The 15449-nt window shown below is 47.2% G+C and carries 13 protein-coding genes; 7 read left to right on the top strand and 6 right to left on the bottom strand.

Annotation, left to right across the window (positions count from 1 at the left end):
• Genes D1155_RS06170 through D1155_RS06160 form a run of 3 tightly spaced genes read right to left on the bottom strand, consistent with a single transcriptional unit; the run spans nucleotide 1 to nucleotide 2817 of the window.
• Entirely contained in the window at nucleotides 1-987 is a 987-nt protein-coding gene (locus D1155_RS06170; RefSeq protein ID WP_160201516.1) for an ABC transporter ATP-binding protein, read from the bottom strand.
• 12 nt (nucleotides 988-999) lie between these two features.
• Nucleotides 1000-1866: an ABC transporter permease gene (locus D1155_RS06165; protein ID WP_160201515.1), complete on the bottom strand. Its 867-nt coding sequence runs from the start codon at nucleotides 1864-1866 to the stop codon at nucleotides 1000-1002.
• Between the two features lie 18 nt (nucleotides 1867-1884).
• Nucleotides 1885-2817, bottom strand: coding sequence for an ABC transporter permease (locus D1155_RS06160; RefSeq protein WP_160201514.1), 933 nt, complete (start codon nucleotides 2815-2817; stop codon nucleotides 1885-1887).
• 181 nt (nucleotides 2818-2998) lie between these two features.
• Here D1155_RS06160 and D1155_RS06155 point away from each other — a divergent pair, with 181 nt between their 5' ends.
• From D1155_RS06155 to D1155_RS06130, 6 genes are all read left to right on the top strand, one after another.
• Complete coding sequence (locus D1155_RS06155) at nucleotides 2999-4948, top strand: FAD-dependent oxidoreductase (RefSeq protein WP_160201513.1); 1950 nt, start codon at nucleotides 2999-3001, stop codon at nucleotides 4946-4948.
• Complete coding sequence (locus tag D1155_RS06150; protein WP_160201512.1) at nucleotides 4945-5241, top strand: ferredoxin family protein; 297 nt, start codon at nucleotides 4945-4947, stop codon at nucleotides 5239-5241. Before D1155_RS06155 ends, D1155_RS06150 begins: the two co-directional genes overlap by 4 nt.
• Nucleotides 5241-6251, top strand: coding sequence for a M20/M25/M40 family metallo-hydrolase (locus D1155_RS06145; RefSeq protein ID WP_160201511.1), 1011 nt, complete (start codon nucleotides 5241-5243; stop codon nucleotides 6249-6251). The genes D1155_RS06150 and D1155_RS06145 overlap by 1 nt, the downstream gene beginning before the upstream one ends.
• A gap of 49 nt (nucleotides 6252-6300) precedes the next feature.
• Entirely contained in the window at nucleotides 6301-7827 is a 1527-nt protein-coding gene (locus D1155_RS06140; protein WP_160201510.1) for an ABC transporter substrate-binding protein, read from the top strand.
• A gap of 100 nt (nucleotides 7828-7927) precedes the next feature.
• Entirely contained in the window at nucleotides 7928-9037 is a 1110-nt protein-coding gene (locus tag D1155_RS06135) for an aminopeptidase (protein ID WP_160201509.1), read from the top strand.
• 15 nt (nucleotides 9038-9052) lie between these two features.
• Nucleotides 9053-10786 (top strand): aminopeptidase P family N-terminal domain-containing protein, encoded by a 1734-nt coding sequence (locus D1155_RS06130; RefSeq protein ID WP_160201508.1) that lies wholly within the window; start codon nucleotides 9053-9055, stop codon nucleotides 10784-10786.
• Nucleotides 10787-10910: 124 nt separating this feature from the next.
• On the opposite strand, the gene D1155_RS06125 is transcribed toward D1155_RS06130, so the two are convergent.
• Complete coding sequence (locus D1155_RS06125; protein WP_160201507.1) at nucleotides 10911-12260, bottom strand: MATE family efflux transporter; 1350 nt, start codon at nucleotides 12258-12260, stop codon at nucleotides 10911-10913.
• Between the two features lie 91 nt (nucleotides 12261-12351).
• Here D1155_RS06125 and D1155_RS06120 point away from each other — a divergent pair, with 91 nt between their 5' ends.
• Entirely contained in the window at nucleotides 12352-13185 is an 834-nt protein-coding gene (locus D1155_RS06120; RefSeq protein ID WP_160201506.1) for a MerR family transcriptional regulator, read from the top strand.
• Here the strand turns inward: D1155_RS06120 and D1155_RS06115 are convergent.
• Both D1155_RS06115 and D1155_RS06110 read right to left on the bottom strand, forming a co-directional pair.
• Nucleotides 13177-14277 (bottom strand): helix-turn-helix domain-containing protein, encoded by a 1101-nt coding sequence (locus D1155_RS06115; protein WP_160201505.1) that lies wholly within the window; start codon nucleotides 14275-14277, stop codon nucleotides 13177-13179. The two genes, D1155_RS06120 and D1155_RS06115, sit on opposite strands and share 9 nt — an antisense overlap.
• Before the next feature lie 428 nt (nucleotides 14278-14705).
• The gene (locus D1155_RS06110; protein ID WP_160201504.1) at nucleotides 14706-15434 is read right to left on the bottom strand and encodes a MerR family transcriptional regulator; all 729 of its coding nucleotides are present in this window, start codon (nucleotides 15432-15434) and stop codon (nucleotides 14706-14708) included.
• Between the last annotated feature and the right edge of the window lie 15 nt (nucleotides 15435-15449).

The following is a 15449-nucleotide window of genomic DNA, read 5'->3' as shown; positions in this document are numbered from 1 at the left end:
TTATACCTCCTTCGCTAGGTTCTCAAAAAGATGGCATCTAATTTTGTGCGTGCCGGAAACAGCTTCTTCTGGATGAACTCCTCTGCACTGTTCCGTGCACTTTGGACATCTCGGTGAGAAATAGCAGCCGCTTGGCAAGTCGGTCGGATCAGGCATCATGCCGTCGATTGGGTGCAGTCTTTCTTCGTCTCCTTCCAGGCTTGGAATTGATCCGAACAACCCTACCGTATACGGATGATGTGCGTCTCCTGTAAAAATGTCTTCCACTGTACCATACTCGATGATTTCACCAGCATACATAACAGCCACCTTATCACAGGTCTGTGCGACAATCCCGAGGTCATGGGTAATCATTATCATCGCCGTATCCAGCTTTTCCTTCAGTTCCTGCATCATAGCCAGTACCTGCGCCTGAATGGTTACATCCAGGGCTGTAGTCGGCTCGTCTGCAATGAGAAGTCCCGGATTGCAGGCAAGGGCGATCGCGATGACAACCCTCTGCTTCATGCCGCCGGAGAATTGGTGCGGATAGTCCTTTTTTCTTGCCGCAGGAATACCAACAAGTTCCAGTACTTCTTCCACTCGAGCATCGATCACTTCCTTGCTTCTGCCTTGGTCATCATGGAGCTGCAGAGACTCTGCAATCTGATCCCCTACAGTCAAAACCGGATTCAACGCCGTCATTGGATCCTGGAAAATCATAGATACCTTCTCGCCGCGGATTTTCTGCATTTCCTTCTCGGAAAGTTCCAGTACGTTTCTACCCTCTAGTTCAATGCTGCCATTTGTAATCTGCGCCGTACGCTCCGGCAGCAGGCGGAGAATGGAAAGTGCCGTCGTCGTTTTTCCTGCGCCGGTTTCTCCCACCAACCCCAGGGTTTCTCCTTTATCCAAATCAAAGGAGATGTTGTTGACTGCATAAACTGTTTCCAAATCCGTCTTATAGATCACTTCCAGGTCCTTCACCTGTAAGAATTTTTCTTTCATCTTTTATTCCTCCTAGTCTTTCAGCTTTGGATCCAGCGCATCTCTCAGCCCGTCACCGGCAAGGTTAAAGCACAGTGCTGCCAGGACGATGAAGATACCCGGAATATACAAAAGATACGGCGCGTTAAACATATACTGTCTCGCATCAGAGAGCAGTGCCCCCCACTCTGGCGCAGGCGGCTGTACGCCCATGCCCAGGAAAGAAAGTCCGGAAGCGGATAAAATCATGCTGGAAACGTTCATGGTCGTCGTTACAATGATTGGTCCCAGCGCATTTGGAATCACATATTTTAAAATAATACGCAGGTCAGAACCGCCATAAGACCTTGCTGCTTCAATATAATCGTTGTCAATGACAGTCAGCACCACAGAACGCACCATACGTACCATGCTCGGCACACAGGATATGGTAATGGCAATGAGCAGATTTCTAAGATTCGCACCCAGCGCCGCTACAACAGCCAGCGACAGCAGAATCGGCGGAACAGTCATCACTACGTCCACAAGACGCATAATCACATTATCCACTGTCTTGCCGTAATAGCCTGCTGCTGCACCAAGCAGTCCACCGATGAGCAGGGCAAAGATACTGGTAGAAATGCCGATGAGCAGAGAATATCTGGAACCGTGGACAATACGGGCAAAGAGATCTCTACCAATTTCATCGGTGCCAAACCAGTGTTCAGCGCTTGGTCCCTGCAGTCTGTTGGCAGGATCTTGGGTAATTGCTTCCTGATACGGAACAATCAAATCTGCAAAGATTGCAATCAGCAAAATAAAAACCAGAAGTACAAGGCCCAGCATAGCAGTCTTACTTTTTTTGAATCTACGCCAGATTTCTTTCACCTGGCTGTTCTTTTTCGATGTTTTCTTGTTCATATGTAAGTTCCCTCCTGATTAACTCTTATACTTAGCCTTTAGCCTTGGATCTATATATGCGTAGAGCAAATCGACGATCAGCATAATCAGACAGAACAGAACTGCCAAAAACAGTGTCGCTGCCATGACAGTCGGCGTATCCTTTTGACGAATTGCCGTCACCATCAGCTGACCAACACCCGGTACACCAAATACGGTTTCGATGATGACTGCGCCGCCAAGGCTTGCACCAAAACCCATACCAATCGAGGTCAAAACCGGCAGCAGTGCATTTTTCAGTGCATGACGGAAAATGACGATTTTAGACGGTGCCCCTTTGGATTTTGCCGTTCTGATATAATCCATGCGAATGGTTTCCAGCATGGTGGAACGCGTCAAACGAATATCCGCTGCGATGTTGGACAAACTCAGGGTAATCACCGGCAGAATATAGCCCTGCCAGGAATCCAGTCCGTTGGATGGCAAAAGCCCCAACTTTAAGGAAAAGATCAGCATCAGCATCAGCGCCAGCCAAAATCCCGGAACTGCGGAAAGCACCATGGAAGTCGTCGTCAGCACATTGTCCAGTACCGAATACTGCTTTACGGCAGAAATCACACCGAGGATAATGCCGATGACCGCGCCCAGAAGGCAGGACCACAAAGTGAGCCAGAAGGTCGCAGGAAATCTTGCCAAAATCTCATTGAACACCGGCATGCGGGTTCTGTAAGAAATGCCGAAATCAAACTCGGTAACAATATCCTTTATATAGTTAAAAAACTGTGTAAAGAATGGCTGATCTGCACCGAGGGCATGATTAAGCGCGTCAATGTCTGCCTGTTTGGCGGTCATCCCCAGAATCAGCGATCCCGGATCGCCCGGTGTCAAATACATAATAGTAAACACCAGGAACGTGGCACCAAACAGAACGGGGATGGTGAGTAATAGCCTTTTGATTACGTACTTATACATACTGTTTCCTCCGTCTTTTTCATTTAGGTTTTGTATAATACCAATTTTCTTTTATCGACATTTTAACTCATTTTGTAAAATTCGTCAATAAATTTGCAAAATTTATATTGCAAATTTTTTTAAAATTTGATAATATGGTGTTGCAAACAAAGAATCAATCAAAAATAAAGGAGGAACGCCAATGACTACCAATCAAAGGTGGCCCTATCCATCACAGGTCGGCAAAACCACCCATATGGAAGCTGATGTGCTGGTGCTGGGCGGCGGTATCGCAGGCTGTATGGCAGCGATTTCGGCGGCGAGAAAAGGCAAAAGCGTCATTCTCGTAGAAAAAGGCGCAACAAAGCGCAGCGGTGCAGGCGGCAGCGGCTGTGACCATTGGGAGTCCGCAGCAACCAATCCGTGCTCCGGAGTTACACCGGAAGAACTGGTTGAAGCTATGCTGGACGATAATGACGGCTACAACAACGCTATTTCCCATTACATAGAATGTAGAGAAGGCTGGGACCATCTGCAGGAAATTGAAGAAATGGGAGGCAAAATCAGAGACACAGAGGACGAATTCGCAGGAGCCGACTTCCGCGATGAGAAGACCAAGCTGATGTTTGCCTACGATTATAAGAATAAATTTACCATCCGTATCTGGGGTACTACTTTTAAACCAGCTATGGAAAAAGAGTTGAAGAGACTGGGTGTCAAAATCGTTGATCGTGTCATGGTCACTTCCCTCTTGACTGAGAGCGGAAAAGTCGGTGCTAAATGCATCGGCGCTACCGGCATTCACACCAGAACCGGCGAATTTTACGTATTCTCCGGAAAAGCAAGTATCATCACCATGTCAAGACCTGCAAGAGTATGGCTGTTCTCATCGGCACACCCCGGTCTTTGTGAATTCCGCCCGATGACAACCATCGGTGACGGTCACGCGATGGGATGGCGCGCAGGCGCTGAATTCAATATGATGGAAAAATCCGTTCGCGCAGAGTTTTCCTCCGCAGGACGTTCCTTCCCGCCGTACAGCGCAGGCAACAACCACAACACCTGGTATCCGGCTTCTCTCATCGATGCAGAGGGAAAAGAAATCCCATACGCAGACAGAGACGGCAATATCTTAAAGGATGTCAAATCCAGATTCTACCCTGCCGAAGGACAGCACTACTTTATGAAGGGCGGCAATATCGAGCAGGCGAAATATGAATATGACGGACCGGAAACCCTTCCATATGATAAATTGAAAGAAATGGGCTATAAGCTTCCTTTCTATGCAGATCTTTCCTCCATGCCGGAACTTGAGAGAAAAGTCATCTGGGGCATGATGGTCGGGCAGGAAGGCAAGACCAACGTACCGGTCTATAAAAATTTCACAGAAGCTGGATTCGATCCTGAGAAGCACGTGCTGCAGTGCTACGGCGTAGGCTGGACCAGTGCAGAGTTCCTGCCGCAGGAACGGCAGCTCTTCGGTATGCCTGGTGGTTTCATGAACGACTGGAATCTGATGACTAACATCGAAGGACTCTTTGTGGCAGGCGACAGCCTGTACTCTTCCAACTGCTTCGGTCACGCCGCTTCTACAGGAAGCTATGCAGGCAGAAAGGCTGCCGCCTTTGCAGAGGGCAAAGAACAGGTATCCCCTTACCAGCCGCAGATTGACGCAGAAATCGAACGAGTTTACGCTCCCCTTTACGCAGATCCGGAAACAGGCATCAGCTGGAAAGAACTCAACGAGGCCACCGCAAAAGCGATGCAGAATTACTGCGGTGAAATCAAGCGTGATGAACTCCTTGAGTCTGGTGTGGAACTTCTTGCAAGATACGAAAAGGAATTCGTTCCAAATGCTTACGCTGCAAACCCGCATGAACTGACGAGACTGCTGGAAGTATTCGATATCCTCACTGTATCTCAGATGATTCTGCAGGCTTGTCTGGCAAGACATCAAACCTGCGAAAAGCTGGAATTCTTCCGCTCCGACGATGACGGCAAAGAAAAAGCACCGTTCATCGTAATCAGTCAGGACGGCGAAAAAGTAGTTCGCAGAGAAGTACCGCTGGATTATGCAGGCAACATCAAGGAAAACTACGAAAAACACAATCAAGATTATATTGAGGAAAAGAAAGGAGGCTGCTGCGAATGAAACCGATGAAAGAATTTACCATTAGAAAGACGCCTCCTGCTGTACCTCTCACCTTTGATACAGAAAAGTGCATCGGCTGCGGTCTTTGCATGGAAGCATGCCAGATGGACGTTTTAATCCCGGCGGCAGAAAAAGGCGCACATCCTGAAGTTGCTTACGCCGACGAGTGCTGGTACTGCGGCTGCTGCGTCATGGAATGTCCGAAGGACGCCATCAAACTGCACCATCCGCTGATGAATCAGACCCGCTGGGTAGAAAAGGCAAGCTTACTTGCGAAAGGAACTGAAAAATAATGGAACTGTTAAAAGAACTGACCCAGGCCTGGGGCGTAGCAGGCCGCGAAAAAAATATCCGCGCCATCATCAAGAGAGAAATTGAAGGTCACTGTGATGAAATGTTGACAGATGCGGTAGGTAATTTAATCGCTGTCAAATACGGTGTCGACCATCCTGACAAGAAAAAAATCATGCTGGCTGCCCATATGGACGAAATCGGTCTGCAGGTGAAAAAGATCGAAGGCGACGGTCGCATCAAAGTATGCCATGTCGGTTTTGTCTGGGCAGGCGCCCTCTTCAACGACAAAGTGGTCTTCCAGAACGGCACTGTCGGTGTAGTTGGCTGCGAAGGCATGATCTGGGATGCCAAAAATGATTTAGATAAACTATACATAGACATCGGCTGCACGTCCAAAGAAGAAACCGAAAAATATGTCAAGGTCGGTGACTACTGCGGCTTTATCGGGAACTACTACGAGTTGAAAAACGAACGAATTACGGCCAAATCCTTCGACAACCGGGTCGGCTGTTACATTCTGATTGAGGCTTTAAAGAAAAACGACGGCACCGGTCCCAATGATATTTACTATGTCTTTACGGTACAGGAAGAAGTCGGCTGCCGCGGTGCGATCGTTTCTGCTGAAAGAATCAAGCCGGACATCGGTATTTCTGTCGATGTAACGCCGGATCACTTCTACCCAACTGACCTAACCGGCGCAAACGCTGTAGGCGAAGGAATCGGCGTCAGTGTGGGCAATCCATCAGCGATGCTGGACGAATATCTGGTCGACTCTATGATCGCATGCTGCGAAGAAAACGATATCAAATATCAGCGCGACGTCATGGACAGAGGCGGCACAGACGCCAGCAGCATCAACATGAGTGGCATGGGTGTTCGTGTCTGCGGCATTTCCGTTGTTGACAGATTTCCACACAGTCAGAGCTCCATCATCTCCAAGGAAGATGTCAGAGGCGCCATCAAACTGACTGACTTATACACCAAACAAGTCTTCCAATTTACAGAATAGGCACGTTGTCCATTCTGTAAGTCGTGATAGAACCGAAAGGAGAAGAATTATGAAAAAGAAATTGATGAAGGGACTTGCCCTGATGCTGTCCCTGACCCTTGTGATGGGTCTGTTTGCAAGCTGCGGCGGAGGCGGCGGTGACAACGGCGGCGGAGAAGCAAAAACTGATTTGACCGTAGCAATCGACTCTGACTATGCAACCCTGCACCCTGCCGACACCATGTCCGCAGCAGAAGCACGTATGACTGCGCAGATCTACGATCCACTGATTTTCAGAAATTATGAAGACCAGACCAAGCTGGAATCAAGAGTGGCGGAAAAATGGGAAGTCAGCGAAGATGGAAAATGTTACACTTTCTATCTCAGAGATGATGTGACATTCCACAACGGAGATCCTGTTACAGCAGAAGACGTTGGTTTCTCCCTGGATTTATTCAAAAAATCTCAGTATCAGGGTGCTGTCGTAGATGGACTGGATCACTACGACATCGTAGATGCACACACCATCAAAATCTATACCACCCACGTATACGCCCCATTCCTGACCAGCATGTCAGACCTTTACATTGCAAGTAAAAAATACTACGAATCCGTAGATGAAAATACGTTTGCACAGGAACCGATTGGATGCGGTCCTTACAAATTTGTCAGCCACGATATCGGCGACAAAGCAGTCTTTGAAGCATACGACGGATACTATCAGGGCGAAGCACCTATTAAAAAGGTAACCTGGAAAGTCATCAGTGACGTTGCTTCCATGGGTATGGCAATCCAGACCGGCGAAGTTGACTTTGCTGAAATCGACGCATCTGTAAAGAGCACGCTGGAAGGCGTTGACAGCGTGCGGCTTCTTGATGCAGACCAGACTACATTCGGATTCGTTGCCATGAACACCGAAAAAGAACCGTACAACAACGTAAAATTCCGTCAAGCAATCAACTATGCGATCGACCGTGAATCCATCGTAGCAAGCGTATGTGAAGGCCTTGGTGAACCAAACTCCAACCTGCTAACACCAGGCAGAATGGGCTATAGCGAAGAACAGATCCAGTACACTTATGATGTAGAAAAAGCAAAAGCCCTGCTGAAAGAAGCCGGCGTAAAAGAAGGTACTGACCTTGGAAAAATGTATGTCGCAGAACAATACAAGCTGTTAGCCCAGATGGTACAAGCAAACTTAGAGGCCGTTGGTTTGAAAGTACAGATCGAAATTCTGGAATTCAACGCTTATCTGGATAAACTGAGACAGGGAGACTTCGGCATTACTGCGCTGCAGATGGGACTGGAAGGCGATACACAGATGCTGTCCATGGCACTGACCAAAGATTACATCGGTATGGCAAATAACGCCCGCTACTCCAACAAAGAAATCGAAGATATGTTCAAAGAAGCAACTACCATCATCGATGATAAAGACAGAGAAGCACTGTATGTAAAGCTCTTCACAAAAGTACAGGAAGAAGCAGTCTATGCAATTCTGTATAACCCTGGCATGCTGTATGCTGCCAATGCAAATCTGAATGTACATACCCTGCCGCTTGAGGGTGAGTATTTCTTCTATGACTTCTCATGGTAAAGGATGATATCCTGTTTCCCAATGAACCAAAATTCTAAAGAGGATATGGAGCATCGTCTCCATATCCTTTTCTTTTATCAACCCTAAAGGAGGTACTGACATGGATCCCAGAAATCAAAAATTATCCGAAATGATTGTAAATTATTCTACCAACGTGCAAAAAGGTGAAAAAGTACTCATCGAATACGAAAACGAAGTCTGCATCCCGCTTGTGAAACAACTGATTGCCGATGTGTACAAAGCAGGCGGTCTGCCTTACGTCAATATCCGTGAGTCCGCGATTATCCGCGCCCTCTGCATGGGATGCACAGAAGAACAACTTGCATACCAGACTGACTACCTGCTCTATCAGGGACGGGAAATGGATGTATATATCGGCGTTAGAGCCTTCAACAACGTATCCGAAATGGCTGACGTGCCAGCAGATAAAATGAACCTGTATTTCCGCGTCAACAGCCCGACCAGAGAACAGCTGGTCAACGATACCAAATGGTCGGTGATGAAATATCCCAACGCAGCGATGGCGCAGCTTGCCAGCATGAGCGAAGACGCGTTCACAGACTTTTACTACGATGTCTGCACCATGGATTACGCAAAAATGAGCAAAGCCATGGATCCGCTGGTGAAGCTGATGGAAAAGACTGATCAGGTACATATCGTAGGTCCAGGTACTGACCTTACCTTCTCTATCAAGGACATTCCAGTCATCAAATGCGACGGCAAAATCAATATTCCAGACGGTGAAATCTACACCTCCCCTGTCAGAGATTCTGTTAACGGCGTGATTACCTATAACACACCGTCCCAAGAACAGGGATACACCTATGAAAATATTCGCTTTGAAGTCAAAGACGGAAAAATTATCGATGCGACCTGCAACGATAACAAACGAATCAACGAGCTGCTGGATACCGACGAAGGCGCTCGCTACTTCGGCGAATTCGCCATCGGCGTACATCCGTACATTCTCCATCCGATGAAAGATACCCTCTTCGACGAGAAAATCTGCGGCAGCTTCCACCTGACGCCGGGCAGAGCTTACGAAAACGCCTATAACGGCAATAATTCCGCTGTACACTGGGATTTAACCCTGATTCAGCGTCCAGAATACGGCGGCGGAGAAATGTGGTTTGATGACGTGCTGGTCAGAAAAGACGGACTATTTGTTCTGCCGGAACTGTTACCGCTGAACCCGGAAAATCTGAAATAAAGAGGAGTCCTTCAAATGAAACAGGAAATTACACGTCTTCGCACCGTCATGAAGGAACATGGACTGGACGGCTATCTGGTGCCGACCACCGATTTTCACGGCTCCGAATACGTCAACGATTATTTTAAATGCCGGCAGTACCTGTCCGGCTTCACTGGCTCCAACGGCACCCTGCTGGTAACCGAAGATGACGCCAGACTCTGGACTGACAGCCGCTATTTTATCCAGGCGGCAAAACAGCTTGACGGCACCGGTATCTCCATGATGCAATGCCAGCAGCCGGGCGTTCCGGAAATCGAAGACTATCTGCCTACCATCGCGGGAGAAGGTTTTAAACTAGGCTTTGACGGGCGCATTGTCAGCTTCCAAAACGGCGAAAAGTACGCTGCCAGCTGCGAAGTGGTCTACGATTTGGACTTGGTAGACGAAATCTGGGAGAATCGTCCTGCCATCAAAGCGTCAAAAATCTACGCCCTGCCCGATGCTGTCACTGGAGAAAAAGCTACTTTCAAGCTTTCCCGCGTCCAAAAGACGCTGGCAGAGGACGGTATCGATTATCATTTGATTACCAGCCTTGAGGACATCGCATGGCTTTTTAACCTGCGGGGAGACGATGTTGCCGATACACCGGTATTCTTTGCATTTGCACTGATTACATCAAACGACGCACGCCTTTATATTCTGGACGAAACTTTTGATAAAGAACTGGTGCCTGCAGGTGTGATTGTACTTCCTTACCTGCAGGTATTTGAAGATTTAAAGGGGCTGGCTTCCGGCAAGTGCCTTTTAAACAAGCGGCTGGTCAGCTATTCTCTGATGCAGTCCATTCCAGAAACTGTAGAGGTTGTAAACGGCGCAGGTCCCATTGAACTGATGAAAGCCATCAAGAATTCTGTGGAAATCGCTGCTACCCGGCACGCCCACATAAAAGACGGCGCGGCTATGGCAAATTTCATCTACTGGCTAAAGAAAAATGCTGGCAAAATGGAAATCACCGAGGTTTCCGCCAGCGAATATCTGAAGCAGTGCCGCTACGCGCAGGATGGGCTAATCGAACTGAGCTTTGAAACCATGGCGGGCTACGGCGTCAACGCCGCCAGCATCCACTACGATACGCAGCTTGGACACCCATGCTATCTGAAAGATGAAGGGCTTTTGCTGGTAGATTCAGGCGGGCAGTATATCGACGGCGGTACGACAGATATTACCAGAACCATTTCTCTGGGTACCTTAACCCGTGAAATGCAGGAGCACTACACCATGGTGCTGCAGGCTTATCTGGCGCTAGAACACGCTCAGTTTACCGCTGAGACGACCGGCCGGGAACTGGATCAGCTTCCGCGAGAAAAGGTAAAGGCAGCAGGTTCTTGTTACCAGTACGATACCGGTCACGGCGTAGGACATATTCTCAGCGTTCATGAGGGACCCCGCATGATTGGACCGACTGACAATCACATTCTGCCGGGCATGATTACCAGCAACGAACCGGGCATCTACATCGAAGGCAGCCACGGTGTACGCATCGAAAGCGAACTACTCTGCGTGGAAAATCCGGACGGCAGCCGCAGCTTTGAATGCATCACCATGTGCCCACTGGACAGAGCCGCCATCCTGCCGGAGCTTCTCACAGATGAGGAATTGACATGGGTCAACGCTTATCACAGAGAGGTTTACCAGAAGCTGGCGCCGCTGCTGGAAGAAGATATAAAAAGGTGGCTAGCAGAGGAAACAAAAGAAATTACCAGATAGTTGTTCTCATCATACAAAAGGCTGCGAAGCGCAGACGAAATCATTTCGCCTGCGCTTCGCAGCCTTGCTTTTTCGCAATACTTTGCCCGTCTCATATAAAGCTATTAGACGATTTTGAGAAAGCCTAAACCTCAACTCCTGTACCGTATCCGTACCGGGGCCGGTATTTCAGAAACATAAACACAGACAGGCAAGCGGCAGCAAACTCTGCAGCTGGTGTCGCCACCCAAATCCCTGTAATACCAAAGAGTGACGGCAGCACAATCATCGCAATCACCATGAACATAAAGGATCGCATAAAAGCGAGCACTGCTGACACAATACCATTTGACAACGCAGTAAACATGCCGCTGGCAAAAATATTAAAACCAATAAATAGCAGCGCGATCGTACAAATACGATTTCCGCCTACCGCCAGATCAAACACCGGGTTATCTGGTCGCGCGAAAACAGAAACCAACGGTTTTGTAAGAAGCAGCGACAGCGCAACTGTTGCTGCGGAAATGCAGCCAATGACTTTTAGACTGATCTTAATCAGCTTCTGTAATTTTTCACGATTTTTTTCTCCGTCATAAAAACTGATCATCGGTGCGACGCCATAAGAATAGCCGGTATACAAAGAACTTGCAAACATCAGCACGTACATAATAATCGTGACAGCTGCAATGCCGTCTTCTCCCACATAGTGCAGCATGGTCCAGTTAAACAGCATGGTGACAATCCCGGTAACAAGCGCAGTTGCCATCTCAGAGCAGCCATTGGATGCGGCACTGCGAAGAACGCGCAAACGAAATACTGGCTTTCTGAAATGCAGTAAGCTTTTTTTCTTGCTGAAGACAACCAAACCTACGACCGCCGTCACAGAATAGCCAAGCCCCGTTGCCAAAGCCGCACCGCTGATTCCCATGTCAAACCATGCAATCAGCACATAATCAAGCACCATATTCAAAATGCCGCCGCTGACAGAGCAAATCAGTGAAAGGCTTGCCTTCTCACTGGCAATCATATACAGGGTAAAATTGTTCATCAGCAAAATGGGAACCGAAAACAATAGATAGCGGCTCAGATAAGCCGTACAATAACCCATAACATCCGCAGATAATCCCATATTCGTGAGAATTGGCTTCATCACCCCATAGCCAAGCCTGCACATAAAAATCCCCACAACAACATTCACTAGAATGAGAAAAGTGAAATCTTCTCTGGCTTCCTCTGTCTTTTGTTCGCCCATTTTGCGCATAATCACCGCGCTGCCGCCTGTAGCAAGCATGGTTGATATTGCCGTAACCAGCTGAATGAACGGCGCTGTCAAATTGATGGCAGACAGCGCTTTGGTGCCAATCAAATTAGAAACAAACAGACCGTCCACCATGGTATAAAAAGACATAAATACGCTCATTGCAATGGTCGGTACCGCGAACTTCAAGATATTTCCTAGTGTTACAGGCTGTGCATATGCATTTTGTTTTTCCATTTTTCTTCTCCCCGCACTTGTTTCTCTCTACTGTATGTAGTATCATAAACCATACAGTAACTGTACAGTCAAGAGAAAAAGGAGAATTTTTATGGATACGAACGCAAAACTTCTCACGATTGGTCAATTTGCCGCCCTCCACGGAATCAATAAAAAAACACTCATGTGGTATGACGAAATCGGACTATTCAAACCCGCTCTCATCCACCCTGAAAATGGCTATCGCTACTACAATTATCATCAAAGCGCGCTGCTCGAAACCATTTTAATGCTCAGAGAATTAGATGTTCCTGTCAGCGAAATACAAACCTTTATCGCACATCGATCCGCAGAAACGCTGCAAAAGCTGCTGGACAAGAACATACTTCTGCTCGATAAAAAAATCGCTCATATGCAGGCGATGCGCAAAAACCTTTCTACGCGCCGTCAGCACATAGAGCATCTGCTGCATATGGATTTATCAGAAATCCGCCGCATCAAAAAAGATGCCTCCTGTCTGGTTACAGTTCCTATCGACAAACAGACATCCTATGATGAACAAGTAGAAATGATTCTGGAAGAAACACAAAAATATCAACTGCGCCGCCTTCACGACGCTTCCTACGGCACGATGATTTCTGTCAAAAGTTTGCTGGAAAAACAATTTGAAGATTACAGCAGTCTATTCATCGAAATTCCTTTCCCCATTCAAAGCGAGGGACTGCATATGCAGCCTGCGGGCGACTATCTTCAAGCATTTTACCAGGGCGATTGGAATCAAATGTCCGCTAAATACGAGGAAATTTTTTCTTATGCTAAAGACCATAATCTGCAGCTTTCAGGATACTCCTATGAAATGATAATTAACGACAACGTAACAGAGTCTATGGAGAATTACATCGTGCAGATTGAAATTCCTGTTTGTTCCGACCGTATATTATTGTGAGACTTTATTTTCTCGGCATTTCGCCCGATACTGACTTGGGGACATGCCGACCTGCCGCTTAAATGCCCTGCAGAAATATGCGGTATCCTGAAAGCGCATAGTTTCTGCAATTTCAGTTATATTAAGTTCTGTATTTACTAATAGTCGCTTCGCCTCCGAAAACTGTGCTTCACGGATCAAAGTACCTACTGTTTTGCCGGTGATTTTTTTAATTTGCTCATTAAGATGACTCTGGCTAACTCCCAAAATTTCCGCATATTCCGATACTGATAAATTTTCGCAAACACGCTGATCGATTAGATTTTGGAGCCGCAGATGCAGTTCCCCTGCCATGCCAGGCGTTCGTGCTATGCCCTGATGTGCAATTTCTCGATGCCGCCTGTGAAAATAAATCAACAAAATATTGAGACATGCCCGCAGCACCTGCGCATAGTCGGGCGACTTGCTTTCATATTCTTTCAGCATCATCCTGCAGACTGCCCGCATGGTCTGTGCAAAATCCTCGTCCATATAGATGGCAGGCATTTCTACCATTTCCTTAAAAAGTTGAATTTCCCAAACAGAACTGACACTGATGCTGGACTGAAACAGAAACTCCTCCTGGAAATAAATAAGAATGCCTTTCGCCCTGGTGACATTTTTCCAGTAGTGTACCTGACCGGGACTGATAAGAAAAACCACATTTTTCAGGTCATCGTACGCCGTGTAATCGATGATATGCGCTCCATCTGTCTCTTCAAGGAACACAATCTCATAAAACGGATGCCGATGTGCAAAAGCTGCCGAATCCCCAAAAGCGCTGTCGTCAATATTGTTATAAATACAGAACCCGAATTCCGGGTCTTTCAGCTTTTCCGGCTGATGAGTCTGAAGTGATTTGTAGTCTTCCAAAAGTTCAAGGGTATAAGTCTCTCCGCCATAGTCAAACACCCGGGCGTCTTCCAGAACCTCAAGTTCGTGGGTATGGTACGGCGGAATATGTACCAGACAATCCTTCTCTGCAATGTAGGTTTCACCTTCCACATCAAAACGAATTTTGCCGTCCGCCACATAATAGAGTTCCCAGTTTTGATTTGGATAATGCCATTCCACGCACAGTCCCTTCTGCAGGAAAGCGATGGATTATACGACGGAATTATGGTACTTTTTAATAAAATGCAACAAGTGCACACTAACCCATATCTTTCTTATACTTCGTCAGTTGTGCATATGCTGTCAATTTATCTCCAATCCGCACAACTTTCACGATGCAAGGTGTGCAAATCCTGCTGACCATGCTGCCTCTTGCACAACTTTTGCGCTTTGTAACACGAAAAACATTTTTTCCATCAAAAAAGTTGTGCAAAACGAGATGGTTTCATCCTGTTTTGCACAACATACTGCATGCCAGTTTGCCCTTCTTCACTAAAAGTTGTGCAAATTACGCATTTCAATCCTTCCTTGCACAATCAACTAGGCTAAAAGTTGTGCAGAAACGGTTTTATCACATTCATATGCACAACTCTGCAGCTTACATCCTTTTACCGCCTGCAATATACCTCTATCGCCCGGCTGACAAAGGCCGCCGTACCGGCGCCCCCAGCTTTATCGATGTTTGCCGAAAATTCCGCGTCTGCGATATACATCGCGCCAAGCCCTGCTAAGATCTCATCGGTACAGGTATAGTAGTGTTCCGTAATAAAATCCTGCAGCTTCTGCACCTGTGCCTGCACCTTATCAGATTCCGGCGCGCTTTCCCGCATAGCGCCGAATTCCGCAAAAATTTCCATCATCTGCATGCCCATATGCTGCATCTCCTCTCCGGTGCAGTTTTTCGTCTTTTCGGTAAATTCCTTGTACGCAGAGGTTTTTCCGTATGCCGCTTTTGCGCGCGCCGCGTATTCGTCCATTTTACTTGTATCAAATGGTGTAAAATCCATATTGCTCACTCCTGTCGTTTTGATTTCACGGGCAAGTTCAATAAGATTTTCAAGGTGCTGCTTTTTCATCGTCAGCAAAGTAATCTGCTGCGTAAGCGCCTTGTCTCTGTCAAAGTCCGGACTTCCCAGAATCTCTTTGATCTCCTTTAAGGAAAATTCCAGTTCTCGAAACAGCAAAATCTGCTGCAGCCGTGCCAGTGCTGTATCACCGTACAGCCGGTAGCCTGCCTCCGTCACAGCGTCCGGTTTCAAAAGCCCGATGGCATCATAATGATGCAGTGTGCGCACACTGACGCCGGTAAATGCACTGACCTCTTTTACTGTTTTCATACTGATTTCCTCCCG

The sequence above is a fragment of the Anaerotruncus sp. 80 genome, assembly GCF_009936115.1.
In the GTDB taxonomy this organism is placed as follows: Bacteria; Bacillota; Clostridia; order Peptostreptococcales; family Anaerovoracaceae; genus Senimuribacter; species Senimuribacter intestinalis.
The sequence above is the reverse complement of the archived record's forward strand: the minus strand, read 5'-3'. Positions and strand labels throughout refer to the sequence as shown.

Coding starts and splice junctions, on each gene's coding strand:
- D1155_RS06135 (WP_160201509.1), top strand. CDS start 7,928: ATGGATCCCAGAAATCAAAAATTATCCGAAATGATTGTAAATTATTCT.
- D1155_RS06125 (WP_160201507.1), bottom strand. CDS start 12,260: ATGGAAAAACAAAATGCATATGCACAGCCTGTAACACTAGGAAATATC.
- D1155_RS06110 (WP_160201504.1), bottom strand. CDS start 15,434: ATGAAAACAGTAAAAGAGGTCAGTGCATTTACCGGCGTCAGTGTGCGC.
- D1155_RS06120 (WP_160201506.1), top strand. CDS start 12,352: ATGGATACGAACGCAAAACTTCTCACGATTGGTCAATTTGCCGCCCTC.
- D1155_RS06165 (WP_160201515.1), bottom strand. CDS start 1,866: ATGAACAAGAAAACATCGAAAAAGAACAGCCAGGTGAAAGAAATCTGG.
- D1155_RS06160 (WP_160201514.1), bottom strand. CDS start 2,817: ATGTATAAGTACGTAATCAAAAGGCTATTACTCACCATCCCCGTTCTG.
- D1155_RS06155 (WP_160201513.1), top strand. CDS start 2,999: ATGACTACCAATCAAAGGTGGCCCTATCCATCACAGGTCGGCAAAACC.
- D1155_RS06170 (WP_160201516.1), bottom strand. CDS start 987: ATGAAAGAAAAATTCTTACAGGTGAAGGACCTGGAAGTGATCTATAAG.
- D1155_RS06150 (WP_160201512.1), top strand. CDS start 4,945: ATGAAACCGATGAAAGAATTTACCATTAGAAAGACGCCTCCTGCTGTA.
- D1155_RS06130 (WP_160201508.1), top strand. CDS start 9,053: ATGAAACAGGAAATTACACGTCTTCGCACCGTCATGAAGGAACATGGA.
- D1155_RS06140 (WP_160201510.1), top strand. CDS start 6,301: ATGAAAAAGAAATTGATGAAGGGACTTGCCCTGATGCTGTCCCTGACC.
- D1155_RS06145 (WP_160201511.1), top strand. CDS start 5,241: ATGGAACTGTTAAAAGAACTGACCCAGGCCTGGGGCGTAGCAGGCCGC.